This window comes from Achromobacter sp. ACM05, assembly GCF_019218915.1.
In the GTDB taxonomy this organism is placed as follows: domain Bacteria; phylum Pseudomonadota; class Gammaproteobacteria; order Burkholderiales; family Burkholderiaceae_B; genus Achromobacter; species Achromobacter animicus.
The window spans coordinates 342,729-368,598 of record NZ_JAHUWQ010000003.1 but is presented as its reverse complement, the minus strand read 5'-3'; the positions used below and the strand labels follow the sequence as shown (position 1 = coordinate 368,598).

25 protein-coding genes and 4 tRNA genes are annotated in these 25,870 nt (G+C 65.4%); 11 read left to right on the top strand and 18 right to left on the bottom strand.

The features are described from left to right. Window positions 1–5: 5 nt before the first annotated feature. Window positions 6–674, bottom strand: coding sequence for a FadR/GntR family transcriptional regulator (locus KW836_RS20210; protein WP_218344572.1), 669 nt, complete (start codon window positions 672–674; stop codon window positions 6–8). Window positions 675–870: 196 nt separating this feature from the next. Here KW836_RS20210 and KW836_RS20205 point away from each other — a divergent pair, with 196 nt between their 5' ends. Together KW836_RS20205 and KW836_RS20200 are read left to right on the top strand one after the other, a co-directional pair. Then, complete coding sequence (locus KW836_RS20205; RefSeq protein ID WP_218344571.1) at window positions 871–1,740, top strand: fumarylacetoacetate hydrolase family protein; 870 nt, start codon at window positions 871–873, stop codon at window positions 1,738–1,740. 68 nt (window positions 1,741–1,808) lie between these two features. Continuing rightward, on the top strand, window positions 1,809–2,792 hold the full coding sequence (locus KW836_RS20200) for a tripartite tricarboxylate transporter substrate binding protein (RefSeq protein WP_175124215.1): 984 nt from the start codon (window positions 1,809–1,811) through the stop codon (window positions 2,790–2,792). Window positions 2,793–2,845: 53 nt separating this feature from the next. Here KW836_RS20200 and KW836_RS20195 read toward each other — a convergent pair whose 3' ends face one another. The 5 genes from KW836_RS20195 to KW836_RS20175 are packed head-to-tail and all read right to left on the bottom strand — an operon-like array spanning window position 2,846 to window position 7,867. After that, the gene (locus KW836_RS20195) at window positions 2,846–4,351 is read right to left on the bottom strand and encodes a class I adenylate-forming enzyme family protein (RefSeq protein WP_218344570.1); all 1,506 of its coding nucleotides are present in this window, start codon (window positions 4,349–4,351) and stop codon (window positions 2,846–2,848) included. A gap of 41 nt (window positions 4,352–4,392) precedes the next feature. Continuing rightward, the gene (locus tag KW836_RS20190) at window positions 4,393–5,127 is read right to left on the bottom strand and encodes a CoA-transferase subunit beta (protein ID WP_175186438.1); all 735 of its coding nucleotides are present in this window, start codon (window positions 5,125–5,127) and stop codon (window positions 4,393–4,395) included. Continuing rightward, complete coding sequence (locus tag KW836_RS20185) at window positions 5,120–5,953, bottom strand: CoA transferase subunit A (RefSeq protein ID WP_175124218.1); 834 nt, start codon at window positions 5,951–5,953, stop codon at window positions 5,120–5,122. Before KW836_RS20185 ends, KW836_RS20190 begins: the two co-directional genes overlap by 8 nt. 28 nt (window positions 5,954–5,981) lie before the next feature. Continuing rightward, a complete protein-coding gene (locus KW836_RS20180) occupies window positions 5,982–6,701 on the bottom strand; it encodes an enoyl-CoA hydratase/isomerase family protein (RefSeq protein WP_175138590.1) in 720 nt (239 codons plus the stop codon). Further along, window positions 6,698–7,867 (bottom strand): CaiB/BaiF CoA-transferase family protein, encoded by a 1,170-nt coding sequence (locus KW836_RS20175; RefSeq protein WP_218344569.1) that lies wholly within the window; start codon window positions 7,865–7,867, stop codon window positions 6,698–6,700. The genes KW836_RS20180 and KW836_RS20175 overlap by 4 nt, the downstream gene beginning before the upstream one ends. 312 nt (window positions 7,868–8,179) lie before the next feature. Between KW836_RS20175 and KW836_RS20170 the strand changes: the two genes are divergently transcribed. After that, complete coding sequence (locus tag KW836_RS20170) at window positions 8,180–9,148, top strand: tripartite tricarboxylate transporter substrate binding protein (protein WP_175138592.1); 969 nt, start codon at window positions 8,180–8,182, stop codon at window positions 9,146–9,148. After that, window positions 9,145–10,794, top strand: coding sequence for an FAD/NAD(P)-binding protein (locus KW836_RS20165; RefSeq protein ID WP_218344568.1), 1,650 nt, complete (start codon window positions 9,145–9,147; stop codon window positions 10,792–10,794). The genes KW836_RS20170 and KW836_RS20165 overlap by 4 nt, the downstream gene beginning before the upstream one ends. Here KW836_RS20165 and KW836_RS20160 read toward each other — a convergent pair. Together KW836_RS20160 and KW836_RS20155 are read right to left on the bottom strand one after the other, a co-directional pair. Further along, window positions 10,703–11,467 (bottom strand): IclR family transcriptional regulator, encoded by a 765-nt coding sequence (locus KW836_RS20160; protein WP_175124223.1) that lies wholly within the window; start codon window positions 11,465–11,467, stop codon window positions 10,703–10,705. The genes KW836_RS20165 and KW836_RS20160 overlap by 92 nt on opposite strands. A gap of 81 nt (window positions 11,468–11,548) precedes the next feature. Then, window positions 11,549–12,163, bottom strand: a complete 615-nt coding sequence (locus KW836_RS20155) for a cysteine dioxygenase (RefSeq protein WP_218344567.1) — start codon at window positions 12,161–12,163, stop codon at window positions 11,549–11,551. A gap of 167 nt (window positions 12,164–12,330) precedes the next feature. On the opposite strand from KW836_RS20155, the gene KW836_RS20150 reads away from it, so the two are divergent. The 3 genes from KW836_RS20150 to KW836_RS20140 all read left to right on the top strand — a co-directional run bounded on the left by KW836_RS20150 (window position 12,331) and on the right by KW836_RS20140 (window position 14,165). Beyond that, the gene (locus KW836_RS20150) at window positions 12,331–13,119 is read left to right on the top strand and encodes an NAD-dependent deacylase (RefSeq protein WP_218344566.1); all 789 of its coding nucleotides are present in this window, start codon (window positions 12,331–12,333) and stop codon (window positions 13,117–13,119) included. 98 nt (window positions 13,120–13,217) lie between these two features. Next, window positions 13,218–13,820 carry a helix-turn-helix transcriptional regulator gene (locus KW836_RS20145; RefSeq protein ID WP_218344565.1) on the top strand — a complete coding sequence of 201 codons (603 nt, stop codon included), beginning with the start codon at window positions 13,218–13,220 and terminating at the stop codon, window positions 13,818–13,820. Between the two features lie 96 nt (window positions 13,821–13,916). Next, window positions 13,917–14,165, top strand: coding sequence for a hypothetical protein (locus KW836_RS20140; protein WP_175124227.1), 249 nt, complete (start codon window positions 13,917–13,919; stop codon window positions 14,163–14,165). Window positions 14,166–14,213: 48 nt separating this feature from the next. Here KW836_RS20140 and KW836_RS20135 read toward each other — a convergent pair whose 3' ends face one another. After that, a complete protein-coding gene (locus tag KW836_RS20135) occupies window positions 14,214–15,098 on the bottom strand; it encodes a LysR family transcriptional regulator (protein ID WP_218344564.1) in 885 nt (294 codons plus the stop codon). A 128-nt stretch (window positions 15,099–15,226) separates the two neighbouring features. On the opposite strand from KW836_RS20135, the gene KW836_RS20130 reads away from it, so the two are divergent. Next, the gene (locus tag KW836_RS20130) at window positions 15,227–15,823 is read left to right on the top strand and encodes a short chain dehydrogenase (protein WP_175124229.1); all 597 of its coding nucleotides are present in this window, start codon (window positions 15,227–15,229) and stop codon (window positions 15,821–15,823) included. Between the two features lie 156 nt (window positions 15,824–15,979). On the opposite strand, the gene KW836_RS20125 is transcribed toward KW836_RS20130, so the two are convergent. Continuing rightward, window positions 15,980–16,056: transfer RNA gene (locus KW836_RS20125), tRNA-Arg, on the bottom strand. 166 nt (window positions 16,057–16,222) lie between these two features. Here KW836_RS20125 and KW836_RS20120 point away from each other — a divergent pair. After that, a complete protein-coding gene (locus KW836_RS20120) occupies window positions 16,223–16,444 on the top strand; it encodes a DUF3079 domain-containing protein (protein WP_175124230.1) in 222 nt (73 codons plus the stop codon). A 225-nt stretch (window positions 16,445–16,669) separates the two neighbouring features. Here KW836_RS20120 and KW836_RS20115 read toward each other — a convergent pair. Next, window positions 16,670–16,746: transfer RNA gene (locus KW836_RS20115), tRNA-Arg, on the bottom strand. Between the two features lie 161 nt (window positions 16,747–16,907). After that, window positions 16,908–16,984, bottom strand: a tRNA-Arg gene (locus KW836_RS20110). 217 nt (window positions 16,985–17,201) lie between these two features. On the opposite strand from KW836_RS20110, the gene acpA reads away from it, so the two are divergent. After that, a complete protein-coding gene (gene acpA / locus KW836_RS20105) occupies window positions 17,202–18,938 on the top strand; it encodes an acid phosphatase (RefSeq protein WP_218344563.1) in 1,737 nt (578 codons plus the stop codon). A 73-nt stretch (window positions 18,939–19,011) separates the two neighbouring features. On the opposite strand, the gene KW836_RS20100 is transcribed toward acpA, so the two are convergent. Next, entirely contained in the window at window positions 19,012–19,527 is a 516-nt protein-coding gene (locus KW836_RS20100) for a DUF2199 domain-containing protein (RefSeq protein WP_218344562.1), read from the bottom strand. 641 nt (window positions 19,528–20,168) lie between these two features. On the opposite strand from KW836_RS20100, the gene mnmH reads away from it, so the two are divergent. Continuing rightward, window positions 20,169–21,215, top strand: coding sequence for a tRNA 2-selenouridine(34) synthase MnmH (gene mnmH, locus KW836_RS20095; RefSeq protein WP_218344561.1), 1,047 nt, complete (start codon window positions 20,169–20,171; stop codon window positions 21,213–21,215). 159 nt (window positions 21,216–21,374) lie between these two features. Here mnmH and KW836_RS20090 read toward each other — a convergent pair. The 5 genes from KW836_RS20090 to KW836_RS20070 all read right to left on the bottom strand — a co-directional run bounded on the left by KW836_RS20090 (window position 21,375) and on the right by KW836_RS20070 (window position 25,852). Then, window positions 21,375–21,467, bottom strand: a tRNA-Ser gene (locus tag KW836_RS20090). Between the two features lie 89 nt (window positions 21,468–21,556). Continuing rightward, window positions 21,557–22,822: an aspartate kinase gene (locus KW836_RS20085; RefSeq protein ID WP_175124234.1), complete on the bottom strand. Its 1,266-nt coding sequence runs from the start codon at window positions 22,820–22,822 to the stop codon at window positions 21,557–21,559. 250 nt (window positions 22,823–23,072) lie between these two features. Then, window positions 23,073–24,071, bottom strand: coding sequence for a tRNA lysidine(34) synthetase TilS (tilS, locus tag KW836_RS20080; protein WP_370633060.1), 999 nt, complete (start codon window positions 24,069–24,071; stop codon window positions 23,073–23,075). 134 nt (window positions 24,072–24,205) lie between these two features. After that, complete coding sequence (locus KW836_RS20075) at window positions 24,206–25,171, bottom strand: acetyl-CoA carboxylase carboxyltransferase subunit alpha (RefSeq protein ID WP_218344559.1); 966 nt, start codon at window positions 25,169–25,171, stop codon at window positions 24,206–24,208. A 36-nt stretch (window positions 25,172–25,207) separates the two neighbouring features. Next, window positions 25,208–25,852 carry a DNA-3-methyladenine glycosylase gene (locus KW836_RS20070; RefSeq protein WP_175124237.1) on the bottom strand — a complete coding sequence of 215 codons (645 nt, stop codon included), beginning with the start codon at window positions 25,850–25,852 and terminating at the stop codon, window positions 25,208–25,210. Window positions 25,853–25,870 lie beyond the last annotated feature (18 nt).

Below are 25,870 nucleotides of genomic sequence, written 5' to 3'. Positions count from 1 at the left end.
CCCCCTTACCCCAGCAGGTTTTCTCTGACATGCACCAGATGCCGCCGCACGGCCGCCATGGCGCGGTCCGCGTCGCGGTCGTGCAGCGCCTCGACGATCTCGCGATGCTCGACCTGATACGCCGCGCGCCGCTCGGGCGTCAGGCTCTTGCGCTTGAGTGCGCCCCACGTCGCCTGCGAGCGCGCCGCGGTCATCAGTGCAAACACCTTTTCGATGAAGAGGTTGTGCGTGGCCGTGGCCATCAGTTCGTGCAGTTTCGCGTCCCAGACTTCGAATTGTTCAAAGCTGGCTGCGGCCTCCGCTTCATCACAGGCGTTCTGCATCGCGGCAAAATCCGCCGGCGTGCCGTGCTGCACGACCAGCGCCGCGATGGCCGGCTCCAGCACCAGCCGCGCCGCCATCAGTTCGGCCGGACTGGTGGACAGCACCTCGCCGCGCAGCAGCGCCTCGGTCTGCGCCAGCGCCGAGGGCGGGTTGGCGTAGGTGCCGCTGCCCACGCGCTGCGAAATCAGGCCCTCTTCCTTCAATTGCGTCAGCGTCCGGCGCACGGTTGACCGGCTGATGCCGAATTGCTCGCTTAACGCGCGTTCGGTCGGCAGGCGGTGGCCCGGCGCCCATTCGCCCGACTGCAGGTTTTTGATGATGACCGCCCGCATGGCGGAGGCTTTGTTCATGGATGTCCCCGGATGATGACGCCGCAAATGATACCAAAACAGGCCAATAAATTCTTTTCCATCCGCGAATTAGCCGATTCGCCAAGACACGATTTTGGTTTATCCTGCCCAACACCAGCAATTGGGCCTGAGAATCGGCCGATTGGTATCTTTTGGTATGTCATCACGGGCGGCCCTGGCCGCCGTAGGAGCAAGCATGAAAATCGCGGTATTTCGAATCAACGGCGAGCGGCGCGTGGGCGTGGTGTCGGACGATGGCGGCACGGTCACCGCGCTGGACTTCCCGCCGCAACTTGCGGCAGCCGGCGCGCTGACGGCGGTGCAATGGCTGGCCGAGGGCCGCGCCCTACCCGCGAAAACGGGTCCGGCCTATCGCTGGGATCAGGTCGAGCACGAAGCGCCCCTGCCCGCGCAGCCGCGCAACCTGTTCTGCGTCGGCCGCAACTATCACGCGCATGCCAAGGAACTGCGCGATTCCGTGTTCAAGGACAACGACGCCAATCCGGAATCCTGGCCCATCGTTTTCACCAAGGTGCCGCAGACCGTGGTCGGCCCCTGGTCCGACGTGACGCTGCCCACCGGCATTTCCGACAAGATCGACTACGAGGCCGAACTGGCCGTGGTCATCGGCAAAGGCGGCCGCAACATTTCGCGCGCCGAAGCCATGAGCCACGTCATTGCCTACACCGTCGTCAATGACGTCACCGCGCGCGACGTGCAGATGCGCCACCAGCAGTGGGACCTGGGCAAGTCGTTCGACACCTTCTGCCCCATGGGCCCGTGGCTGGTCACCGCCGACGAACTGGACGGCCGCCGGACGCGCGTGCGCTGCTGGGTCAATGGCGAACTGCGCCAGGACGGCAACACGGAAGACCTGATCTTCGACATCCCCACGCTGATCGAGACCTGCTCGCGCGGCATCACTCTGTACCCCGGCGACGTCATCGCCACCGGCACGCCCGCGGGCGTGGGCCAGGGTCTGAACCCGCCGCAGTTCCTCAAGCACGGAGACGTCGTCCGGATCGAAATCGACGGCATTGGACGCATCGAAAACCGATTCGTCTGACGCCCGCGTAAACGAGCGCCGGTCACAAGAAACCGGCGCCGCGCAGCAAAAAACCTAAGGAGTGAGACATGAACCTGCGCTGCAAGCATGTAGCCAGACGGGCGGCCGCGGCCGCCTTGCTATGCCTCGGGGCCACGGCCGCGACGGCCGCCGGGTATCCCGAGCGGCCCGTCACGATGGTGGTGCCCTTCCCGCCCGGCGGCGTCGCGGACACCATCGCCCGGCCGCTGGCGCAGGCCCTGGGCGACAAGCTGGGCCAGCCCATCGTCATCGAAAACAAGGGCGGCGCGGGCGGCGCCATCGGCATTGGCCAGGCGGGCCGCGCCAAGCCCGACGGCTACACGCTGTTGCTGAGCCTGTCGTCGATCTCCATCCTGCCCGCCGCAGACCGCCTGCTGGAACGCAAGCCGGCCTATCAGCTCGACCAGTTCGTGCCGATCGCCCGCATCACGGCCGACCCGACAGTGCTGGTCGTGCGCGCGGACGCGCCATACAAGACGCTGGACGAGTTCATCGACGCCGCTAAAAAACAGGGCGGCAAGCTGAGCTACGGTAGTTCGGGCATCTACGGCACGATGCACGTGCCGATGGAAATGCTGCAAAACGCCGCGGGCGTCAAGATGATGCACGTGCCGTTCACGGGCGCAGGTCCCGCGGTGCAGGCGCTGGTCGGCGGCCAGGTCGACGCGTTGGCAACCGGTCCGTCCAGCGTCATGCAGCTGATTCAGGCTGGTCGCGTGCGGCCGCTGGCGCATTGGGGCGACGGCAAGCTGGACAGCCTGCCCGACGTGCCGTCGCTTACGTCCAAGGGCTACGACGCCAGCTTCGTGCAGTGGTCCGGCGTCTTCGCGCTGGCCGGCACCCCGCCCGCCGTCATCGACAAGCTGCGCCAGGCCGTCAAGCAGATCGCGGCCGACCCGGCCGTGCAGGCGCGCATTGCGGGCACCGGCAGCCCGATGCAGTACCTGGACGCGCCGGCATTCGACGACTACTGGAAAAAGGATTCGGCCTCGTTGGAAGTGGCCGTCAAGCGGATCGGCAAAGTCGAATGACTGACGCTTGAGCCATGCACACGCAAGGGGGGCATCGCGCCCCCCTTTCGCGTTTACTGCACCGTCTCCCGCGCCGCCGCCTGGCGCGCCAGCGCCTTGCGGTCCACCTTGCCCACCGCGTTCTCGGGCAGCCGGTCGATCCAGCAGACGTCGCGCGGCACATAGATCCGGCCCAGCCGCGCCAGCACCTCGGCCTGTATCGCGGCCGCATCCGGGGCGGTTTCGCCATTGCGTTGCACGAAGATCACCGGCGTCTCGCCCAGGTCATCGTCCGGCGCCCCCACCACGCAGCAGGCCGCGATGCCCGGCATTCCGGTGACCACGCCTTCGATCAGCGCGGGCGAGATGTTCTCGCCGCCCCGGATGATCACGTCCTTGATGCGGCCGGTGATGGTCAGGTAGCCCTGCGCGTCAAAGCGGCCCAGGTCGCCGGTGCGCAGCTGCCGGGGCGCGCCCGCGTCCGCGCTGTCCACACCCAGATAGCCCAGCATCAGGCTGTCGCCCGCGATGCAGATCTCTCCTTCCGCGCCGGCCGGCGCCACGCTGCCATCGGGCAAGCGCAGGGTTACGTCCTGTCCTTGCAGCACCGTCCCGACCGATCCCACGCGCCGCGCATCGGGCGGATTCATCGTGGACGTGCAGGTGGCCTCAGATAGCCCATAAGACACGACGAGCGGACACCCAAGAAAGGCTTCGATCCGCCGATGCAAGGCCTCGGTGATGGGCGCCGATCCGCACCGCGCAAAACGCAGCACGGCGAGGCTGTCCGGATCGAACGTCAGTTCCAGCATGCGCGCATACATCGTCGGCACGCCGGTGATGATCGTGGGCCTGAAAGCGTCCAGCAGACCGGGCATGTCCTGCGCGCGGAACCGGCCGGCCAGCGCTACACTGGCGCCTGCCAACAGCGGCGTGAAGATCTGGTTGTTCAGCGCGTTGGTGTGATGCAGCGGCATGACGTGCAGCAGGCGATCCGAAGGCGTCAGCCCCGTGTGCGCCAGCACGCCGCGCGCGTTGTTGACCAGGCCTTGATGGGAAAGCAGCACACCCTTCGGATTGCCCGTGCTGCCCGACGTGAAGAGCAGCAGCCCCGGCGCCTGCGGCGCAATGTCCGCGCCCGCCCAGTCCGGGGTATTCGACGCCACATTCGACGCCACCTTAGCGGCATCCAGCACGCGAGCTTCCGGCAGGCCGCAGGCGCTGGCCGTGGCGGCGTTGTCGGCATCCGCCAGCATCCACGTCAAGCCCACCGCCACCACGCGCCGCGCGGTTTCCTCGACCGACAGTCGCGGCTCGAGCGGACACGGACAAGCGCCCGCCGCCATGACGCCCAATAGGGAAACCACCTGCGCCAGCGAGCGCTCCATCGCCACGCCGACGTAATCGCCCGGCGCGACGCCGGCGGCGCGCAGGCCACCCGCCGCCTGTCCCACGCGGCGGCGCAGGTCCGCGTAGCTGACCGTTTCCTCGGCGGTCACCAGCGCAGGGCGCGCTGCCCATTCCGGCTGGTCCCACAAGCGCGCAAACGCCGCCACGATCGTGGCATCGGCAATCGTCATGATTACTCCCCCTGTACCGGGCTCGTTGATGCGTGGCGCTGTCAGCGCAATGCGACGGCGGCGTCGCGTTCGAACTGTCCGTCGGCGTCCAGCTCGCGCAAGGCGCGCGCTTCCTGCTCGGTCGGCGGTTCGGTCGGGCCCGCGCCGCTGGCGTCGAACTCGAAGCCGGTGCGTTCGCGTACTTCAGACAGGCTGGACTCCGGATGCCACGACTGCAGGGCCAGCCGGCCGTCGCGCTTGATGAACACCGCAATCGGCGTCACCACGCCATGAAAGCCGCCCCACGACGTCATGAAGTCCAGCTTGGGCACGAACGTGCGGCGCGAATGCTCGGTGCGCCAGGTGCAGGCGCGCTTGGCCGTGGGCAGCATCACCGCCCCGCCGCCCCCGCCCGGCAGCCGGACCTTGGGTTCATGCCAGTCGCCGATGCACGAGTTGTTGGCGCAGCCCGCGCCGTCGATCTGCGCGGCGCCCAGAAAGGTCAGGTCCATGCGGCCGCGCGTGCACAGGTCGTAGAAATCTTCGTTGGAAAAGATCGACGCGGTGTGCTCGGCCAGCACCGGATCCGAACTGGACAACGGAATGTGCGACGGCCGCGGGTTCACGCCGCCCGCCACGTTGATGTACACGAAGTCCCAGTCGTACGCGCGCTTGGCCAGCAGGCACGCCAGCATCGGCATGGTGGAATTCACGCCGCTGAAGGTGATTTCGTCAGGACGGATGAATCGCGCCAGATTGGTGACGATGTACGAAAAGCCCGACCATTGCTCAGCCATGATTTCCCTCCCGCGCTTCGGGCGCCGCGGCCATATGCGCGCGCAGATCGCTGTTCTTGTCCATGTAGGTTTCCACCGCCGGATAGTCGATGGCGTAATCGGGCCAGCACGAACCCGGCCACGCGCCCTGCGGCACGACCGCGAAGGCTTGCACCATGAAATACGGCACCAGCGTGGACTCGGGCTGCGCCTCGAACACGGCGCTGTCCACCTGCTTTTCGGCCACGACCAGCACGCTGCCCGCGGCGCGCGACATGATGCGGTCCCAGTGCGCCGTGCCCTGCACGCGCACGTTGCCCAGCGCATCCACTTCGGACGCCTGGATCACGGCGAAGTCCGGCCGTATCGCCGGCACCACCCAGGTCTTCTCGCCGCTGCCGTACGGATCGTCCAGGCATTTCCAGCCGTTCAGCTCCGGCAAACCGCTGCCATGCAGACCGCCGCAGGGCTGGAACGGCACGCCAAAGGCCGCCGCGCGCAGCCCGGCCGTCAGGCTGGCGCAAGCGTGTTCCTCAAGTTCGATCTCGTGGCGCTCCACGGCGCGCCGATACCACGGCGCCAGCCCGAAGTTGCCTTCCATCGCGACGATGCCCGCGCGTACGCGGCGCAGCACGCCCGCGCGGCACAGGATGTCCACGTCATAGCCCGGCGACTGCTTGATCAGTTCAAGATCGCGCTTTTCCTGGCGGATCAGTTCGCGCACAAAGGCGAACGGTCCGCGGTGCAGAAAGCTGCCGCCCAGCGCGATGGACGCCCCGTTGGGCACCAGCGCCGCCAATTCCTGCAGGCTGCACTGCTTGTTCTTCTGGTTGAATCCTGAAGCCATTGTCTTCCTCCTGCTTGATGGGACGCGCTTAGCGCGCCTGCAGATACGCCGCCACGCGGTCCTTCAGGCCGGGCGCCGCGGCCGAACGCACCAGCCGCGCCAGATCCGTGTCCGGCGTCTCCTGCGACAGGGCCGCGTAGAGCTGCGTGCGGCTCGCGTCGGTCAGCGCGCTCGCCGTTTCCAGCGCAGCCTCGCCGATCTGCGGCCATTCCTGCGTCGTGGCCAATCGGCTGACGAAGCCATCGCGCAACGCGTCTTCGGCGTTGAATGTGGCGGCCTGTTCAAGAATCGTGCGCGCGCGCCCCGCGCCCACCAGCGACGCGAAACGCCGCGTGCCCAGCACCAGGCCAAACTTCAACCCGGGCATGCGGAACGTCGCATCCGGCGCGCTGATGCGCCATTTGCAGGCGCCGAACACGTCCACGCCCGCGCCGAAATTGCGCCCATGCGCCAGCGCCACGGTCAGGCACGGCGAGGCCGCCAGCCGCTGCAGCAGCGTCTCGATCCGCACGAAGCGCAGCAGCAGATCGCCTTCGCTCTGCGTCTGCCAATCGCCAAAGTCGAAGCCCGCGCTGAAGTTCTTGCCCTCGCCTTGCAACACGATGACCTGGGCACGTGCGCCCTCGGCCTCGTCCAGCGCGGCGATCAGCGCCTCAACCAGGTCGGCCGACAGCGCATTCATCTTTTCGGGGCGCGCCAGCGTCAGCACGTGGCGCGGCCCTTGCCGGTCGATACGCAGAACGCTCATTGCTTGCCTCCCTTGGCAGACACGCGCAGCGGTCCCAGCACCTCGTCGTTGTGCTCGCCCAGCGCGGGCGGCCGGCGGCGCAGCGCCGTGGTCTCGCCGTCAAACCGCACCGGCAGGCCAAACGTGCGGGTCTGCACGCCATTCGGCAGTTCCAGCGCCTGCACCCAGCCCATGTGCTCGACCTGCTGATCGGCCAGCACCTCCGAATACGTGTTGATCGGCGCGCACGGTACGCCGGCCGCGCGAAAGCGTGCCAGCCAGTCCTGTGCTTCGTGCTCAGCGAAGATCGCTTCCAGGATGTCGCGCAGCGCCGTCTGATTGCGAGCGCGGGCGCTGGTATCGGTAAAGCGCGGATCGCCCAGCAGGTCTTCACGCCCCACCGTCACGCAGACGGCCTTCCACAACGCCTGGTTGCCCGCGGCCATGCCGAAGTATCCGTTCTTGCAGCGAAACGCCTGATACGGCGCATTGCGCGGATGGGCCGATCCCAGCTTGACCGGATCCTTGCCGCTGCCGAAGAACTCGGACGTCTGCAAGGCGGCGATGCCCAGCGTGGCACCCAGCATCGGCACGTCGATGTGCGTGCCCTGCCCGCTGGCCTGCGCCGCGCGCAGCGCCGATGCGATGGCGAACGCGCCGTAAAGTCCCGCGGAAAAGTCCGCCAGCGGCACGCCGCATTTGACCGGTTCGCCGCCGGGCTCGCCGGTGACGCTCATGATGCCGCTCATGGCCTGGATGGTCAGGTCAAAGCCGCCTTCCTGCGAACGCGGTCCAGACTGGCCATACGCCGAGATCGAGCAGTACACCAGCCGGGGATTGGCCTCGCGCAGTTGCACGTAGCCCAGGCCCAACCGCTCCATCACGCCCGGCCGGTTGTTTTCGATGAGCACGTCGGCGCGCAACGCCAATTCGCGCGCCAAGGCCAGATCGCCGGGGTCCTTCAGGTTCAACGTCACCGACCGCTTGTTGCGGTTGAGCGAGGCGAAGTTCTCGCTGTAGCCGTCCGAGATGGGCGGCCAGCTGCGCAGCGTATCGCCGCCTTCCGGGTTCTCCACCTTGATCACGTCCGCGCCCATGTCCGCCAACAACATGCCGCAAAAGGGTCCCGCCGCGACGTTGCAAATCTCCAGCACCGTAATGCCGGCTAGCGCCGAACTGGGTGTCATGTCTGACCTCTCGTTATGAAAATTCAATATTTGGGATGCGGAAAACAGTATAAGACGCGGCCTTCAACGATGGCATCATCCAGACGCGCCGCCCGGGAAAGCCGCTGGTGTCCGGGGGAATCCTAGTGCAATCCCTAGGTGCCGCGGTTAATTGTTGACCAGCATAGCACCGTGTGGAATTCTAGGTAAACCATTTATTGAAACGTCAATCCTATTATTTAGGATTCACAAAAGAGGACTGCAGCGGCCCCGGCGCCCCGCAATCGCGAACCGCCTCCGTCGCATGCTGGCCCATCCACCGAGGAGACTTGCATGAGACTGTCGTGGCGTATTGCCCTGGCCAGCACGGTGCTGGCGCTGTCGGCCAACCCCGCATCGGCCGACAACTGGCCGACCAAACCCGTCCGCATGGTGGTGCCGTTTCCGCCGGGCGGCGCAACCGATGCGGCCGCGCGCATCTATGCGCAGCATCTGGGAGACTTCCTGGGACAGAGCGTCGTCGTCGAGAACAAGGCCGGCGCGGGCGGCGAGATCGGCGCGGAATTTGTCGCCAAGTCCGCAGGCGACGGCTACACCCTGCTGATGGGCGCAGTCGGCAGCCATGCCATCCACGCCGCCATGCCCGACAAGCCGGGCTACGACTTCGGCACGGCATTCGTTGGCGTGTCCATGGCCACCAGCATGCCGATGGCGGTGGCCGTGAACAGCAGCAAGATTCCAGCCAAGAACGTGCAGGAACTCATCGCGCTGGCCAAGAGCAAACCCGGATCGATCACCTTCGGGTCAGCCGGACCCGGCACTTCGCAGCACATGGCCGGCGAGCTCTTCCAGGCGGTCACCGGCACGCGGCTCATGCACGTGCCTTACCGCGGCAGCGGTCCCGCCATTACGGATCTTCTGGGCGGCCAGATCGACATGGTGATCGAAACGCTGCCCGCGCTGCTGCCGCAGGTCGCCAGCGGCAAGATCCGGCTGCTGGGCGTCACGACGGCCAAGCGCGCCACCGCGTTGCCCGACCTGCCGACGCTGGCGGAACAGGGGGTGAAGGATTATTCGGTTGCCACCACGTATGCCCTGCTTGCGCCGGCAGGCACCCCGCCCGCGGTCGTAGACAGGCTGTCGGACGGCATGCAGAAGGCCGCGGCGATGGAATCCGTGCAGCAGGCCGCGCTGAAGCTGGGCGCCGACGCGATCGCCACCTCTCCCGCCGACACCAGCCGGATGCTCAAGCAGGAAGTCGCGCGCTGGGCCGACGTGGTGCGTCTGTCGGCGGCGAAATGACGCGCGCCACCGCACTGGCCCAGCCGGCCACCTCCGAACTCGCCATTGTCGGCGGCGGCTCGGTTGGCGTCAGCTTCCTGTATCAGTTCCTGTTGGCGCTGCAAGCCGCGCCGGCCGTGCGCCCGCCGACGGTCCATCTCTTCGAACCGCAGGCCGACCCCGGTCCGGGCGGCGCGTACCAGGACGATTTGCGCAGCAACCTGCTCAACATTCCCGCAGGCAACATGTCCGCGCGCGCCGATCATCGGCTGGACTTCGTCGACTGGCTGCGCGAACAGGATGCGGACTGGCTGCACGGCTACGGCGTCACGGCCATCGACCCTGCCGACTTCCTGCCGCGTCCGCTGTTCGGCGCCTACATGCGCGCGGTTTACGAGCGCTGCCGCCGGCTAGCCGAAACGCTGGGCGTGACGCTGGCGCATGTGCCTGACCGCGTGCACCGCGTGGTCCCGCAGCCTGATGGCCGTGTGCATGTCCAGCCCGATCAATGTGCGCCGATCGTGGCGCGCCACGTCGTGCTGTCCAACGGCAACCTGCCTTCGCAGGCGTTTCCTGCGCTGGATGGCGTGGCAGGCTACTTCAACAGCCCTTATCCGGTGTCGGCGCTGGCACAAGCCATCGCGCCCGATGCGTCCGTGTGCGTCGTCGGCACCAGCCTGAGCGCCGTGGACGCCGTGGCTGCATTGCAGCAGGCCGGACACCGCGGCCCCATTCTGTGCGTCTCGCGCAACGGGCGGCTGCCATCGGTGCGCAGTCCGCACAACCGTGCGCCCGGCACGCTGCAACAGCTGAGCGCCGACGGCGCGCTCCAACTGGCGGCTCGGCACGGCGGCGCGCTGACGCTGGACGTCATCTGGCAGGCGCTGCGGGACGAGGTGATGGCGTTGCACGGCTCGCTGGACGACGATGATGTGTTGGGCATCGACGGCGACGCGCGTGCCGCCTTGGATGATGAAATCCGCCGGTCGGCCACGGCGCCGCGTCCGTGGCAGGCGGTGGCCGCCGCCACCAATGGGGCGGTGGACCGGATCTGGCATCTGCTGCCGGACACCGAACGGCGCCGCTTCCAGTCGACTTGGCGTTCGCTATGGATGGCTCGGCGCGCGACCTTCCCGATGCGCAACGCCTTGAAGTTGCAGGCATTGTTCGGCGCCAAGCAGCTTCACGTTGCCGCCGGCTTTGCCGGCTGCGATCACGATCCGGCCACCGGCCTGTTCCGCACACGGCTGCACACGGCAGGTGCGCACGTCGAACACTCAAGCCAGTATCTGATCAATGCCACGAGTTTTTCCGTGGACGCGCAGCGCACGGCCGATCCGCTGGTGTCCCAGTTGCTGCGCGACGGTCACGCGCAGGCCGATCCGCATGGCGGCCTGGCGCTGGACTACGGCACCGGCTGCCTGAAGAACGCCGGTGGCCACATCGTGGCGGGCGTCTCGGTGCTGGGCAGCCTGGCAGGCGGCACGTACTTCTGGACCACGTCCATGGACGTAAATGCCCGGCTGGCGCGCGATCAGGCCGGACGGATCGCGGCCACCCTGCGCGCCGCGCCCGCTACTGATCCAGAAATCCCCGGCGATATCCCATCCCCTGAGAGATGGACTGCGCACAGGCCGCCACATCCGGCGCAAGCTGCTTCATCCTAGCGGCGCTCAGACGATCCAGCGGCCCGGAGATGCCGACCGCGGCCACGGGCTGGTCCAGGCTGTTGAACACGGTCACGGCCAGCCCACCCACCCCTTCACGCCATTCGCCGCGATTGATCGCGTAGCCGGCACGCGCGATTCTACGCAGTTCGTCTTTCAAGAGCGGCATGGACACGATGGTGGACGGCGTGTGCCGCACCATCTGCTCCGCGTAGCGTTCGACGTAGCCTTCGGGCTGGTAGGCCAGGAGCGCCTTGCCGGTCGCCACCGCGTAGGCGGGCGCGCGGCCGCCCACCATGGAGTACGCGCGAATGGGCTGCGGGCTGTCGATCTTGTCCACGTACACCACGTCAAAGCCGTCCAGCACCGACAGGTGCACGGTCTCGCCGGTCTGGTCCGCCAGCGTGCGCATGTAGGGCGCGGCCAACTTGCGCACGTCCAGTTGCGCCAACTGCCTCGCCGCCAGTTCAAACAGGCGCACGGCCCCACGGTATCCGCCGCCGTCGTCGTCCTTGATGACGTAGCCGGCGTGAATCAGCGTCTGCAGGGTGCGATGCGTATTGCTGCGGGTCAGGCCCACGCGCGCGGCCAGCGCGTCGATGGTGCGCGGCGGATTGTCCACATCGGTCACCGCTTCCAGCACCATCAGCCCTTTAAGCAGCGTCTTGTCCATTCGTGATTTTTCCTAATATTTAGGACGGGAACATAGCACGAGACACGCCGCGGGAACAGCGGATTTGCCGCAATGCCCGCGCTAGGCCAGCGTGGCGCGGACAGCGGCAGAGCGGTCCCACAAATTGGGCTGGGTGGGCGACGAATAGCCCGAGACGAATGGCTTGGCGACGCCGGTGACCGGGTCGTACACATGGCGCGACACGGCGCCGATGTTGCCGCCGTACAGATGCACGCTGATGGAGACGCGGTCGGGATACGCGTTGGACACCCGGTGGATGTCGCCCTCGGCCGGCGACAGGCGCTCCACATCGCCGGGCCGCAGCGTCGTGGACTCGCCCGCCATGGCCAAACGCCCGTCGACGTCCCGCGTGAACCGCTGATTGATCTCCGAGCCGCGCAGCATGCCGACATAGCCCCAGACCTCGTGATCGTGCACGGGCGTCAACTGGCGGGGGCCCCAGACAAAGCTCACCAGTGAGAAGCGTTCCAGCGGATCGCAGTGCAGCAGGTACTGCTGATAGAACTGCGGGTGCGGGGCGGTACAGGCTTCGGGCAGCCAATCGTCGTGGCTCACCAGGTCCGAGAACGCTGCCTCAAGTTCGGGGCTCTGCTCCAGCGCCTGCGGCGTGGCCAGCCGCGTCGCGGTGGCGATAAAGCGGCGCAGCCGTTCCAGGCCGGTGGTCGATTCAGGCATTGCAGGTCTCCAGGCGGGATCAAATCCCAGAATGAAAAAAGAGTATCCACGATTCAGGACGGCGACGCACGCGTCTGCCGCTTCCGGCTCGGCCGAACATCGCGCAACCACGCTTGACATCCCCGTGGCGGCGCGTGCAGCGTATCGGACTGTCTGCAAGGTTGGAAATGAAAAACACGCATCACGATATTCCGCCCCCGCTGGCGCAGGCGCTGCGCGACGCGCGCCGCGTCGTCGTCTTCACGGGCGCAGGGGTCTCCGCGGAAAGCGGCATCGCCACGTTCCGCGATGCCTTGACCGGGCTCTGGTCGCGCTTTGACGCACAGGCGCTGGCCACGCCCGAAGCTTTTCAAGCGCATCCCGACATCGTCTGGGGCTGGTACGAATGGCGGCGCGCGCAGGTCCTGCGCGCTTCGCCCAACGCCGCACACCATGCCATCGCGACGCTCGCCCGCCATGTCCCCCAACTGACCGTCATCACGCAGAACGTGGACGACCTGCACGAGCGCGCGGGTAGCCGCGATGTCACGCATCTGCACGGCAGCCTGCATGCGCCGCGCTGTTCGCGCTGCGGCGCCCCCCAGTCCTTTGCCACGGAAACACCGGAAGAACCCGATGCCGGCCGCCGCATCCCGCCGCCTGCCTGCACGGCTTGCGGCGCCCCGGTGCGGCCGGGCGTCGTCTGGTTCGGCGAAAGCCTGCCCGCGCAGGCCTGGCGCGACGCCACCCTTGCCGTGCAACAGTGCGACCTGCTGTTCAGCATCGGCACCTCGTCGCTCGTGTACCCCGCCGCAGAACTGCCCCAGCTGGCCATCGCAGGCGGCGCCACGGTCGTGCAGGTCAACCCGGCCGCGACGCCCCTGGACGGCCTGGCCCACCACAACCTGCGCGGCGCCGCGGCCGAAATGATGCCCAAGGTGCTTGCCGCAGCGAGGTTTGGTGAGGATCCGTCGTAACCGGATCACACGTCTATGACACTTGCGCCACACTCGCGGGGAAACCCTCACTTTCACCATTACAACCGCGCTATACAGTGGTGTAATGAGCTTCGCTTGTGGAGATGATCATTCCGTTTTCCTGGAGACTTCCCGACGTCTTCGTACGTTCGCCAGACGGTGTGCTGCACCGTGTGGTGCGTCACGCCACGACCACGGAAACCATCGCCCTGCTTGAAGGCATGCCAAGCAATACCCATCTGGATTGCGAATGCAAGCTCGATAACGGCGAAACGCTGTGCTGGGTGGGCAACGACGAATACCGCCAGTTGAATGGCGGCGCCGTCTTTCTCGCCGTCACCGCGCACACCACACCTCGAGGCGAGTCGCGGCACAACGTCTCCGCCCCGAGCGATGAAAAGCCGGCCACCGCGCCGCGTGCCTCTCGCAAGACATTTGCGGGGGCTCAAGCGCGCCTGCCGCCCGCTGTAGTCAGTCTAAAAACCGGCAACGATTGGAGCCTGATCCGCGCCTGGCGCGAGCACCTGAACATCAGCACTGCTGACATGGCTGCCCGGCTTGGCGTCGATCACTCCATCTATATCGATTTGGAACGGCCCCGCCCGCGGCCCAGGCAGGTCATTCTTGACCGCGTGTCCGAAGCCCTCGGCGTTTCGCCGGAACAACTCGATGATTCATTGTTAGGAGGACAGTTTCATTAGCGCAGCGCGCGACGGCATTGCCCCGCGCCCGCGCCATGAATTGTTCAAACGACTTTGGCGCCGACACCTGACGGCCCGCGCATGGAGGTATTGAATATGCTCGGCACCGCAAGACGATTGACCGACGTGCTCGCCACATCGCCGGATGGCACGTTGTATCGCATTGAACGCTTCGTTTCCGATCCTGGCGCGTATTCCGCGCTGGGCACGCCACGCTTCGATCCAAAGACGCACTGCGTCTGCCGCACCAGTTCCGGTGAAAAGGTTGCGTGGCTGGGCGGCCAGACCTACCAGCTTCTCAAAAGCGGCACATCCCTGACCGCAGTGGACCGACGACGCGCCTGACGGCCGCCGCCAAAGCATTCCACGACAGCCCGCCCCGACAGCCCGCCACTACCGCCCGAAACGCGTCACGACAAAATCCACGAATGTCGTGAGTTTCGGCGGAGCCTGGCGGTCCTTCGCATACAGCAGCGTGATGGGCCGGGCCACCGGCCAGTAAGGCTGCAGGATAGGCACCAGGCGGCCGGCGCGCACGTCGTCGGCCAGCAGCAGCTCCGGCTGCAGCACGATGCCAAAGCCCGCCAGCGCGGCCTGCCGGAGCGCCTGCCCGTTGTTCGACACGAACCGCCCCGTCGGATACCCCATTTCTCCGCCCTCGTCCGTGCCAAGCCGCCAGCCGGTGCGCCGGCTCCAATGCGAGAAATCCAGGCACTGATGCCGCGACAGATCGCCCGGCACGGCTGGGGTGCCGTACCGCGCCAGATACGCGGGCGCCGCGCAGATGATCATCTGGTAAAGGCCGATGCGGCGCGCCACCAGGCCGGAATCCGCAGGCTCGCCGATGCGCAGCGCCACATCGAAACGCGACGCCACCACGTCCTCCACCATATCGCTTAGCGACAGCTCCACGCTGACGTCCGGGTAGATCGACAGGTACTCGGCGATCGCCGGCGCCAGCGCAAAGGATCCGAACGATACGGACGAGGTGATGCGCAGATGCCCGCGCGGCGCCGAGCGCAGCGCTTCGGCCCCCTGCTCTGCGTCGCGGATGTCGGCAAGGATTGTCTTGCAGCGCGCGAAGTAAGCCTGGCCCGCCTCGGTCAGACTCTGGCGCCGCGTCGTGCGGTTCATCAGCCGCAGCCCCAGCCGGTTTTCCAGGCCTTTGACATGCTTGGCCGCCATCGCAGGCGACATATCCAGCTGCGCTGCTGCGGCAGACAGGCTGCCCAGTTCCACCACCGCCACAAAGACTTCCATGCTGAGCAGGCGATCCATGGATTACACACTCCGAGTGTTGACTGATCCAACAATTCTAGGATTTTTCGGGCGGAATACGGCGCGCAGAATGCGTCCATGCGTCGGCGTCCTGCCGGCGCGCTTTATCGGCATTCCCGGAGAACCTCATGAAGATCATCCTCATCGGCGCAAGCGGCACCCTCGGAAGCGCGATCGCCCGCGAGCTGGGCCAGCGGCACGACATCATCACAGTGGGCAAGACCCGCGGCCAGTACCAGGTCGACGTGACCCGCAGCGACAGCATTCGCGACCTGTTTGAACGCGTGGGCAAGGTAGACGCGATCGTTTCCGCTACCGGCAGCCTGCATTTCGGGCCGCTTGCCGAGATGACGGCGGATCAGTTCAAGATCGGCCTGCATGACAAGCTGCTGGGCCAGGTCGACCTGGCGCTGATCGGCCAGCACTACGTCAACGCGGGCGGCTCGATCACGCTGACCAGCGGCATCCTGAGCGATGAACCCATCCGCTTTGGCGCCAATGCCGCCGCCGTGAACAGCGCCATCGACGGTTTCGTGCGTGGTGCAGCGGTAGAACTGCAAGGCGTCCGCATCAACGCAGTCAGCCCCACGGTCTTGGAAGAATCGCTGGACAACTATGGTCCGTACTTCCAGGGTTTCGAAGCGGCGCCGGCCAGCCGTGTCGCGCTGGCCTACAGCCGCAGCGTCGAAGGCGCGCAGACGGGGCGCGTATATCGCGTGTGGTGATCGCGGGCGTCGCAGCTGCCAAGAAGGCGCAAAATCTGCGGCAAAAAACGCGGAGAAAAAAAAGCGGCTTGATGAAATCATCAAGCCGCTCTTCGCGTACGCATTGCTGCGTCTTTCTGGTTGAAACCATGCTGTGAAGCATGACCTCGAATAAGTTGGCGCGCCCGGCAGGATTCGAACCTACGACCCCCTGGTTCGTAGCCAGGTACTCTATCCAGCTGAGCTACGGGCGCCCCGAAAGAGGCGTGTTTATAACACGAAAGAACCGCGCCATGCAAATCGGCCCCGTTTAAATGGCGTACTGGCACAGACAGCGCCCTGGCCTTTGCGGGATGTCAATGAAACACACGGCCAGGCAGCAGTACGCTGAGTTCAACAAGAACACATCAGGCAGACAGCATGGCCAAGAAATTTCCCCTGCACCCCAAACATCCCGAACGCATCTGCTGGGGTTGCGACCGATACTGCTCCACCGACTCCATGGCCTGTGGCAACGGCTCGGGCCGCACCATGCACCCGGCGGAATCGCTCGGCGAAGATTGGTATCTATTCGGAGATTGGGGCTTCGATGAAGCGGACGACAAGCCGCAATCGAAAGAAAAGGAAGAGGCTGCGCATTGATGCGATGGGGCTGTATTGGATGTATCGGCGGGATGCGCAGTTATTTGATGCGCATCGGTGTGATGCCCCACCTATTGATGCCCACCTATTGATGCCCACCTATTGATGCCCACCGATGTACCTCCACCAATTTGACGCGCAAAACAAAAAGGCCTTCGATTCAAGATCAAAGGCCTTTTCATTTTCTTTGCCGCTTTTACATCGCGGTGTTTAGACCGTGAAGTTTGGCGCGCCCGGCAGGATTCGAACCTACGACCCCCTGGTTCGTAGCCAGGTACTCTATCCAGCTGAGCTACGGGCGCTCCGGCAAAGAGGCAAAATTATATCAGAATAATCGTGCCATGTTTGTAGTGCAGTAAAACTTATCGCAGAACTTCTTGCGGCAACTTGTACTTCACTACGCCTGCTTTTTATTCCCTTTCTGGCAAGTCTGCGTAAAACGCAAACAACACAAAAAAGAACTTGGCGCGCCCGGCAGGATTCGAACCTACGACCCCCTGGTTCGTAGCCAGGTACTCTATCCAGCTGAGCTACGGGCGCTTGAAAAAGCAAGCCTTGAATAATAGCGTTGTTTCACGGGATGCGCAAGTCGGAAGGCGCGCGGATGACTGCGTACAGCTTCCCGACAGCGGATGGTCACATCGATAGAACGTTGTCTCTTTAGCCTAGCGGCCGTTAACGATGCCGGCTGTCATCCGGCGATCTTCGTGACGCAATGACAGTGCGCCACGTCATCCGCAAGCTCAAGAGACCTTTCATGTCCGACAAAGACAAAAGCACTGGAGAACCTTCCCAGGACGCCCCCAGCACGACGCCGGTGCGCGCCACGCGCCGCGGCTTTCTGACCGGCATTGCCGCACTCGGCGCGAGCGCAGCCGCGATGGGCGCGCTGTCCGGATGCTCCAACGACGACGATGACAGTCCTGCGGCGCCCGCCCCAGCGCCTGCGCCGGAACCCACGCCCGCCCCTGCTCCTGACCTCACCACGCAGCTGCGCAACAACGTCAAGACGCTGGTGGTGATCTTTGCCGAGAACCGCAGCTTCAACAATCTGTTCGCCAACTTCCCCGGCGTGGAAAAGCCGCTGTCCGCGCTGACGCCGGCCGACTACACGCAGCTCGATCGCGACGGCACGCCGCTGCCCGTGCTGCCGCCGGTCTGGAACGGCATGGTGCCTACGTCGCAGCAGGCCAACCACATTACTTATCAGGTGGATCAGGCCGCGGCCTACATGAATAACCTGCCCAACGCGCCCTTCGCGTTGCAGGGACCGCAAGGCGAGCCGCTGCCGCAAGGGGTGGTGACGCGCGACCTCTGGCACGTGTTCTACCAGAACCAGATGCAGATCAACGGCGGCAAGAACGACAAGTTCGTCGCGTGGGCTGATTCCGGCGCGCTCGTCATGGGGCACTACAGCGATTCGGCGTACAACCTGCGGCTGTGGAAGCTGGCGCAGGAATTCGTGCTGTGCGACAACTTCTTTCAGGGCGCCTTTGGCGGTTCGTTCCTGAACCATCAGTACCTGGTCGCGGCGCGTCCGCCTTTCTATCCCGACGCCGCCACGTCGGTCGCCAAGACGCAGATCGCGCAACTGCAAAGCGCGGACCCCACCGATCCGCGCCTGGAACCTAAGGCCACGTCACCCGCCAGCGCGCTGACCGGCATCCCGCAGTTCGGCGCCAGCGCGCTCACGCCCGACGGCTATGGCGTCAATACGATGGCCCCGCCCTACTGGCCGTCGTTCAGCCGCGATGCCACCGATCCGACACTGGCGGATCCAGCCAGCCCGCAAACGATGGTTCCGCAAACGCACGCCAACATCGGTGATCTGATGAGTGCGAAGGGCCTGGACTGGGCCTGGTACGCAGGCGGTTGGAAAGCCGCCGTCGATTCGACAGCCAGCACGGGCTTTCCGTCGTCGCCGAACTTCCAGGCGCATCACCAGCCGTTCAACTATTTCAAGAGCACGGGGCCGGGCACGGCGGCCCGCACGGCGCACATCCGCGACGGCGGCCTGGGTGATCTCAATTCCACCAACAAATTCCTGGCCGACGCCGAAGCGGGCACGCTACCGCCGCTGACCTTTTACAAGCCGCAGGGCAACCTGAACATGCACGCGGGATACGCGGACGTGGACTCGGGTGATCGCCACATCGCGCACATCGTGGACAGCCTGAGGAAGAGCAAGCAGTGGGAGAACATGGTGGTGGTGATCACCGTGGACGAGAACGGCGGCTGGTGGGATCACGTTGCGCCGCCGCAAGGCGACCGTTGGGGCCCGGGCACGCGTATCCCGGCGGTGATCGTGTCACCCTTTGCCAAGAAGGGCACGGTGGACCACACGATCTACGACACGGGATCCATCCTGCGTCTTGCCACGCGGCTCTTCGACCTGCCGATGCTCGATGGTTTGAAGGCGCGCGATGACGCCATGACGGCGCGAGGACAAGCGGCGATGGGCGATCTGACGAATGCGCTGACGTTCGGCGCCTGACACGGGCTGGCGGGGCGGCGATCCGTCGGGCGGCGATCCGTCGGGCGGCGATCCGTCGGGCGAATCGCCCTCTCTACGCCGCGCCCGCCTGCCCGTGCACCAGCAGCGCATAGATCTCCGCAACGCGGCCGGTCGTGATCCCCTCGCGTTGCTCCACCGCCAACGGATGACTCGTGGGCTCCAGCTCGATGTACGGCCGGATGCCGTCGTCCCGAAGATGCACGTGCGTCTTCAGTCCGATCGTGTCGGGATACGGATCGAGCCGCGTCGTAAGCCAGCCAAACAACGGCGGCGTGTGCGAACGCTTTGCCTCGTCCGACATCCGCACCCACGTCTCGTAGCTTTGCAGACTGAGCGAGACCCACACGCCCCACACGAAGGGTTCTGGGTGGCCCGCGATCGGCAGCTCGATGCAGCCGCGCACATAGAAGTGCTGCTCGTCGATTACGCAATCGTCGCTGCCCAGATCGCAACGATGGTCGCGTTCTTCGGGCGGTACGGCGTAGTACGTTGCGGGCGCATCGGCGCCGAAGCTCGGCAGGCCGTGGTGGAACTCGTCGCAGGTGGTGCACTTGAAGGAAAAGTCCATTGCTACTTTTTTCGGTGTGGGTTCTTGAGGCGTCCGGCACGGTGGCGTCCCGGGGTGCGCGGGGCCACGATTGCGGTCCGGAGCCTTCGCTCCGGACTTCCCCTTTGTCATCCTCGTCCTCGCCTTCGGCGACTCCTACGGATTCCCTCGGGCTTATCGACGCCCCGCGCACCCCGGGCCGCCACCGCACCGGACTCTAGCATTTGAAACCTGTCGGGCGCTGGGGCGGTCTGTGTGCTTGGCGTTTTTGCGCAGAGGTTCTTGGGCCAGAAGCATCTTGCGTTGCCCGTCCCCGTTCGGCCGCGCGGGCGGCCTGCGGTGACTTACGCAGTGTCTTGCGTTGGGGTGATGACGCTTCGCGATTAGGTGGCCTCGGTGTCTGGCATCCGCATCGATGGACTACATGCTTGTAGCGACTTACGCAGTGCCTTGCGTTGAGGTGATGACGCTTCGCGAATAGGTGGGACCTCGGTGTGTGACACCCGCATCGATGGACTACATGCATGAAACTGCGCCCTCCCAGGGTGTCAGACACCCATCCTGGCGAGGGCTGCCATTCTATCCATCCTCAATGGGATCCAGCTCGACACCGCAGCGCAGCGTGCGAGAATTGCAGATCGACTTACCGAGGGGCGGTCCGCGTGAAACACCTGCTTGTCAGTCTGGACAGACTGCATGATTTCGACGAAATCATCGACGTGCGCACCCCGCTGGAATACGCCGACGATCACATTCCGGGCGCCTGCAACGCGCCAGTGCTCGACAACGAAGAACGCGCCCTGATCGGCACGATGTACAAGCAGGTATCTCCCTTCGAAGCATCCCGCGCGGGCGCAGCCATCGTCGCCCGCAACATCGCCCGCCATCTGGAAACCACCTTCGCCGACCGCCCGCAAGGCTGGCGTCCGCTGATCTACTGCTGGCGAGGCGGCAAGCGGTCGGGCTCAATGACGTTGATGTTCAACATGATCGGCTGGCGCGCCCGGCAACTCGACGGCGGCTACAAGACTTACCGGCGCGCCACCCTGGACGGTCTGCAAACGCTCCCACAACCGCTGCGCTTCGTCGTACTGACCGGCCCTACCGGCAGCGGCAAGACGCGCTTGCTGCACGCGCTGCGGGACGCAGGCGCGCAGACGCTGGACCTGGAAGACCTTGCCTCCCATCGGGGTTCGCTACTGGGCGCATTGCCCGGCGCGGAGCAGCCCACGCAGAAGCGCTTCGACACGTTGCTCGCAGGCAGGCTGCGCGAACTCGACGCCAGCCAACCGGTGTTCGTCGAAGCAGAAAGCCGCAAGATCGGCGCGGTGGAACTGCCCGCATCCTTGCTGCACGCCATGCATCAGGGTGACTGTGTCGAAGTCCGCGCCAGCCGCGACGACCGCACGCGCTTCCTGCAGCAGGATTACGCGCGGCTGTTCGACACGCCGGATTGGCTCAAGGCGCAGTTGCAGCGCATGGTGGGACTGCACAGCCGAGAAACCATTAAGGGCTGGATAACGCTGGTGGACGAAGGCCGCCGCGAAGACCTGGCGCGCGAACTGATCGACAGGCACTACGACCCGGCGTACGCGCGCAGTTCGCAATCGCACTTCGTGCGCCTTGCGCAAGCAGTGCAGGTGGATTTCCGGCCGAACGACGCGGATGTGGTGGAACAGGCGCGGGCGTTGATCGGAAGAAGGACGTAGATCACCGCAACCGTATCGAGACTAGGACTACAACTACAACCAGGACGACGGCTACGCGTGGTCAAACGCGCACAATTACCGCGTAGAAAACAAAAAACCCGCAGAGCAATAAGCTATGCGGGTCTTGAGGCAACCTTGGTTCACTGGTGCAAGTGTCTTTGGCGGAGACGGTGGGATTCGAACCCACGATGCAGTTTTTAGCCACATACTCCCTTAGCAGGGGAGCCCCTTCAGCCTCTCGGGCACGTCTCCGAAAAGAGAACGAGATTCTAGCACGATTTTTTTGGCTCTTGCCCGCGATCGGGGCGTTCACGCAAAAAAATCGTGCCGGACCTGATTCATCAGACCTTGGTGGCCGGCGCCTGGTCCAGACCGAAGGCCTTGTGCAGTGCGCGCACGCCCAATTCCATGTACTTGTCGTCGATGATGACCGAGGTCTTGATTTCGCTGGTGCTGATCATCTGGATGTTGATGCCCTCTTGCGAGAGCGTCTGGAACATCAGGCTGGCGACGCCGACGTGCGAGCGCATGCCGATACCGACGATGGAGACCTTGGCGACCTTTTCGTCGGTGGACAGTTCACGGGCACCGACGGCGGGGATGACTTCGCGCTTGAGCAGGTCGACGGCGCGCGTGAATTCGTTGCGGTTCACGGTGAACGAGAAGTCGGTCGTGCCGGCCACGGACTGGTTCTGCACGATCATGTCGACATCGATGTTGGCGGCGGCGACGGGACCCAGGATGGAGAATGCGATGCCGGGTTTGTCGGGAACGCCCAGCAGGGTGATTTTGGCTTCGTCGCGGCTGAAGGCGATGCCGGAGACAACGGCGGCTTCCATTTTTTCGTCTTCCTCAAAAGTAATCAGCGTGCCCGAGACCATTTCTTCGTCGAGCGGGATAAGGGGGTCGGTCAGCGAGGACAGGACCCGGACCGGAACACGATATTTGCCGGCGAATTCGACCGAGCGGATCTGCAGGACCTTGGAGCCCAGCGAGGCCATTTCCAGCATTTCCTCGAAGGAAACGACGGACATGCGGCGCGCTTCGGGCACGACGCGTGGATCGGTCGTGTAGACGCCGTCCACGTCGGTGTAGATGAGGCATTCGTCGGCCTTGATGGCGGCCGCCACGGCTACAGCCGAGGTGTCGGAGCCGCCGCGGCCCAGCGTGGTGATGTGGCCGTCAGGGTCGATGCCCTGGAAGCCCGTCACGATGACCACACGGCCGGCGTCCAGATCAGCGCGCACGCGGGCGTCGTCGATGGACGTGATGCGGGCTTTCGTGAAAGACGAATCGGTGCGCACGGGCACTTGCCAACCGGCATAGCTGCGCGCGGACACACCCTCGGCCTGCAAGGCAATGGCCAGAAGGCCGCTGCTGGCTTGCTCGCCGGTGGCGGCGATCATGTCGAGTTCGCGGCCGTCGGGCTGGGGCGAGAGCTCGCGCGCCAAGCCCAGCAGACGATTCGTCTCGCCCGCCATGGCGGACGGAACAACAACAACCTGGTGGCCGGCGGCGTGCCACTTTGCGACGCGACGCGCCACGTTTCTGATGCGCTCGACCGAGCCCATCGAAGTACCGCCATATTTGTGAACGATCAGGGACATCTCGTACTCTGGCTGGACACCCGCCGCAAGTGTTGACGGGCAAAACCATATATTTTAGCGCGACGGTAAAAATTTGCGCAGTTTGCGCAGATTTATGTCCATTTTCGGGGTGAATACGGTGTTGGGCTTGTCGATACCGCCCCAAATCGGAGTAGCTGACCTCCTGCCGCAAACCGGCTTCCGATCCGGCGTCCGATCCCGCTTACGAACCGGCTTACGTACCGGCCTGCATACCGCCTTACATACTGATTTACGTACCGGCCTGGCCCCGGCGCTCCACCCACACGCGGCCGCGGTGACATCGAATCACGTGGCCCGCCTGCTCCACTCGCAATTGCCGGTCATGGCCCAGGCTGTGCAGGCCACGCAACTGCCTGAGCAGGTCCGCCATGCGCGCGTCGGTGGGCATCCGCGCCCCATTTCGCTCCAGCCAATACCGCAACACCTGCGACTGACGGGCGGGCGATAGTCCGCGCCACGCCTGCAACGAAAAACTGGCGTCATCGGCACCGGGATCCAGCCGTGCGAAATCTTCACGGGCAACTTCGTCCAGAATCTCTGCCGCTTCGGCCATGTGCCGCGCATGGCGCGCGACGATGCCGCGCCAGCCGGGCCAGCGCGCATCCAGCACGGGCGCCAGCAATTCACGCAGCGCGGCACGGGTGTAGCGCGGATCGGCATTGGTGGGGTCCTGCACGGCGCGCCAGCCGATGGCTGCCTCTACGTCATCTGCCGCCTGAAGAATTGCGCTGCGATCCTGCTCAAGCCACGGGCGCACGTACGACACGCCATCGCGCTGCGTCACTGGAGACATGGCCGCCATGCCCGACAGCCCGGTCCCGCGCAGCAGGCGCAGCAACACGGTTTCCGCCTGATCGTTGCGATGGTGGGCGAGCAGGATGTGGTGGACGGCGTGCTCCTGCGCCAACCGGGCGAGCGCGGCATACCGCGCATCGCGCGCGGCGGCTTCGATGCCCTTGCCGCTGGCCGGCTCGACCTGCACGCGCGCCTCGATAAGCGGAACCGACAGTCTTGCGGCCAAGGCTTGGCCGTGTTGCGCCCACTCGTCGGCCTGCGCCTGCAAACCGTGGTGCACATGGAAAAGCATCACCTCGATGCCCAGCAGCGGCGCGACGGCGGCCGCATGTACAGCCAGCATGGCCGAGTCCGCCCCGCCGCTGAACGCCACGGCGATGCGGCGCGGACGCTCGGGCAGTGCCTGGAGCATCTGGCGCAACGCCGCGGCCAGCGCGGTGGAGATGGGCAGGGAGGGAATGGCGCCCGCGTCGGCCCGGGGATGGCTGCCGGGCGGCGGGACGTCAGTCATGAGCGTGCAAGGGCGCGGGGGCCGCGGCGCCGGTAGGGGCCGGCGCCCTGCCCGCTTTACGCGCGCACTTCCTGGAAGGCGCCGTACGAGCGCACGCGCGCAAGGCGCTGCTCGACGAGCTGTTCGGGGGTCATGCCCTGAAGCTGGCGCAGGGCGTCGCCGAGCGCGCGGCGCAAGAGGCGGGCCATGACGCGGGGGTCGCGATGAGCGCCGCCCACGGGTTCGTTGACCACGCGGTCCACCAGACCCAGATCCTTGAGGCGGGGCGCGATGATGGCCAGCGCGTCGGCGGCCTCGGGGGCCTTGTCGGCGCTGCGCCAGAGGATCGAGGCGCAGCCTTCCGGCGAAATCACGGCGTAGGTGGCGTATTGCAGCATCAGCACGGCGTTGCCGACGGCAATGGCCAGCGCGCCGCCGGAACCGCCTTCGCCGATGATCGTGCAGATCAACGGGACTTTCAGTTCGGCCATGGCGTAAAGATTGTGGCCGATGGCTTCGGACTGGCCGCGCTCTTCGGCGCCGATGCCGGGATAGGCGCCCGGGGTGTCCACGAAGGTGAAGACGGGAATGCCGAATTTTTCGGCCAGGCGCATCAGGCGCAGGGCCTTGCGATAACCCTCGGGGCGCGGCATGCCGAAGTTGCGCGCGGCGCGCTCCTTGGTGTCGCGGCCCTTCTGGTGGCCGATGACCATGCACGGCGTGCCGTTGAAGCGCGCCAGGCCGCCCACGATGGACTGGTCGTCGGCGTACATGCGGTCGCCGTGCAGTTCATGGAAGTCGGTGAACATTTCGCGCACGTAGTCCAGCGTGTAGGGACGCTGGGGGTGACGCGCGACAAGCGCCGTTTGCCAGGGCGTGAGCTTGGCGTAGATCTCCTTGGCGAGCGTCTGGCTCTTCTGCTGCAGACGTCCGATTTCATCGGAGATGTCTACCGCCGAATCGGCCTGCACATAGCGCAGCTGCTCGATCTTGTTCTCAAGCTCGGCGAGCGGCTGTTCAAATTCCAGAAATGTATTGCGCATGTAGTGTGGTTCCGTAGATGGGCTGCCTGGTTTGCGTCAGTATTGGACCGGCGTCGGTTCCAGACTGCGCCACAGATACCAGGTCGCCACGGTACGCCAGGGCTGCCACGCCAACGAGACTTCGCGAGCCTCGAAGCGAGAGACAGGCTCGCCGCTGAAATAGTGTAGCGAGATTGCCTTGAGCAACCCGGGATCATCCAGCGGCAGGACATCAGGCCGCTGTAGATTGAAAATCAAAAACATCTCCGCCGTCCAGCGTCCGATGCCGCGGATGGCGACCAGTTCCGAAATGACGGCCTCGTCGTCCATGGCCGCCCATTTCTCGGGATGGACCCGGCGCTCGCCGAAATGCACGGCCAGGTCGAGCACATATTCGGCCTTGCGTTGCGACAGTCCGGCCTTGCGCAGGCCATCCAGGCCAACGCGCAGCACGGCGACGGGCGTGGGTCGTTTGCCCACGGCGTCGATGAACTTGGTCCAGACGGCATCGGCCGCCTTCGGGGAAATCTGTTGCCCGATGATCGCCCGCGCCAGCGTGATGAACGGCGTGCCGCGCGAGGTCAGCCAGACCTCCGGGTGCTGGGGGATGATCTTTTTCAGAATGCGGTCGCGGCGCATCAGGTGCGCCACGGCGGCCTCCCAGTATTCAGGCTTGGGAATCTCGAGATCTGCGGTGGACATGTCCGGCGTATCCTGCGG

Bases quoted from the DNA above. Each gene is read 5' to 3' on its own strand.
- KW836_RS20210 (WP_218344572.1), bottom strand. From the start codon at position 674: ATGAACAAAGCCTCCGCCATGCGGGCGGTCATCATCAAAAACCTGCAG.
- KW836_RS20205 (WP_218344571.1), top strand. From the start codon at position 871: ATGAAAATCGCGGTATTTCGAATCAACGGCGAGCGGCGCGTGGGCGTG.
- KW836_RS20200 (WP_175124215.1), top strand. From the start codon at position 1,809: ATGAACCTGCGCTGCAAGCATGTAGCCAGACGGGCGGCCGCGGCCGCC.
- KW836_RS20195 (WP_218344570.1), bottom strand. From the start codon at position 4,351: ATGACGATTGCCGATGCCACGATCGTGGCGGCGTTTGCGCGCTTGTGG.
- KW836_RS20190 (WP_175186438.1), bottom strand. From the start codon at position 5,127: ATGGCTGAGCAATGGTCGGGCTTTTCGTACATCGTCACCAATCTGGCG.
- KW836_RS20185 (WP_175124218.1), bottom strand. From the start codon at position 5,953: ATGGCTTCAGGATTCAACCAGAAGAACAAGCAGTGCAGCCTGCAGGAA.
- KW836_RS20180 (WP_175138590.1), bottom strand. From the start codon at position 6,701: ATGAGCGTTCTGCGTATCGACCGGCAAGGGCCGCGCCACGTGCTGACG.
- KW836_RS20175 (WP_218344569.1), bottom strand. From the start codon at position 7,867: ATGACACCCAGTTCGGCGCTAGCCGGCATTACGGTGCTGGAGATTTGC.
- KW836_RS20170 (WP_175138592.1), top strand. From the start codon at position 8,180: ATGAGACTGTCGTGGCGTATTGCCCTGGCCAGCACGGTGCTGGCGCTG.
- KW836_RS20165 (WP_218344568.1), top strand. From the start codon at position 9,145: ATGACGCGCGCCACCGCACTGGCCCAGCCGGCCACCTCCGAACTCGCC.
- KW836_RS20160 (WP_175124223.1), bottom strand. From the start codon at position 11,467: ATGGACAAGACGCTGCTTAAAGGGCTGATGGTGCTGGAAGCGGTGACC.
- KW836_RS20155 (WP_218344567.1), bottom strand. From the start codon at position 12,163: ATGCCTGAATCGACCACCGGCCTGGAACGGCTGCGCCGCTTTATCGCC.
- KW836_RS20150 (WP_218344566.1), top strand. From the start codon at position 12,331: ATGAAAAACACGCATCACGATATTCCGCCCCCGCTGGCGCAGGCGCTG.
- KW836_RS20140 (WP_175124227.1), top strand. From the start codon at position 13,917: ATGCTCGGCACCGCAAGACGATTGACCGACGTGCTCGCCACATCGCCG.
- KW836_RS20135 (WP_218344564.1), bottom strand. From the start codon at position 15,098: ATGGATCGCCTGCTCAGCATGGAAGTCTTTGTGGCGGTGGTGGAACTG.
- KW836_RS20130 (WP_175124229.1), top strand. From the start codon at position 15,227: ATGAAGATCATCCTCATCGGCGCAAGCGGCACCCTCGGAAGCGCGATC.
- KW836_RS20120 (WP_175124230.1), top strand. From the start codon at position 16,223: ATGGCCAAGAAATTTCCCCTGCACCCCAAACATCCCGAACGCATCTGC.
- acpA (WP_218344563.1), top strand. From the start codon at position 17,202: ATGTCCGACAAAGACAAAAGCACTGGAGAACCTTCCCAGGACGCCCCC.
- KW836_RS20100 (WP_218344562.1), bottom strand. From the start codon at position 19,527: ATGGACTTTTCCTTCAAGTGCACCACCTGCGACGAGTTCCACCACGGC.
- KW836_RS20085 (WP_175124234.1), bottom strand. From the start codon at position 22,822: ATGTCCCTGATCGTTCACAAATATGGCGGTACTTCGATGGGCTCGGTC.
- KW836_RS20075 (WP_218344559.1), bottom strand. From the start codon at position 25,171: ATGCGCAATACATTTCTGGAATTTGAACAGCCGCTCGCCGAGCTTGAG.
- KW836_RS20070 (WP_175124237.1), bottom strand. From the start codon at position 25,852: ATGTCCACCGCAGATCTCGAGATTCCCAAGCCTGAATACTGGGAGGCC.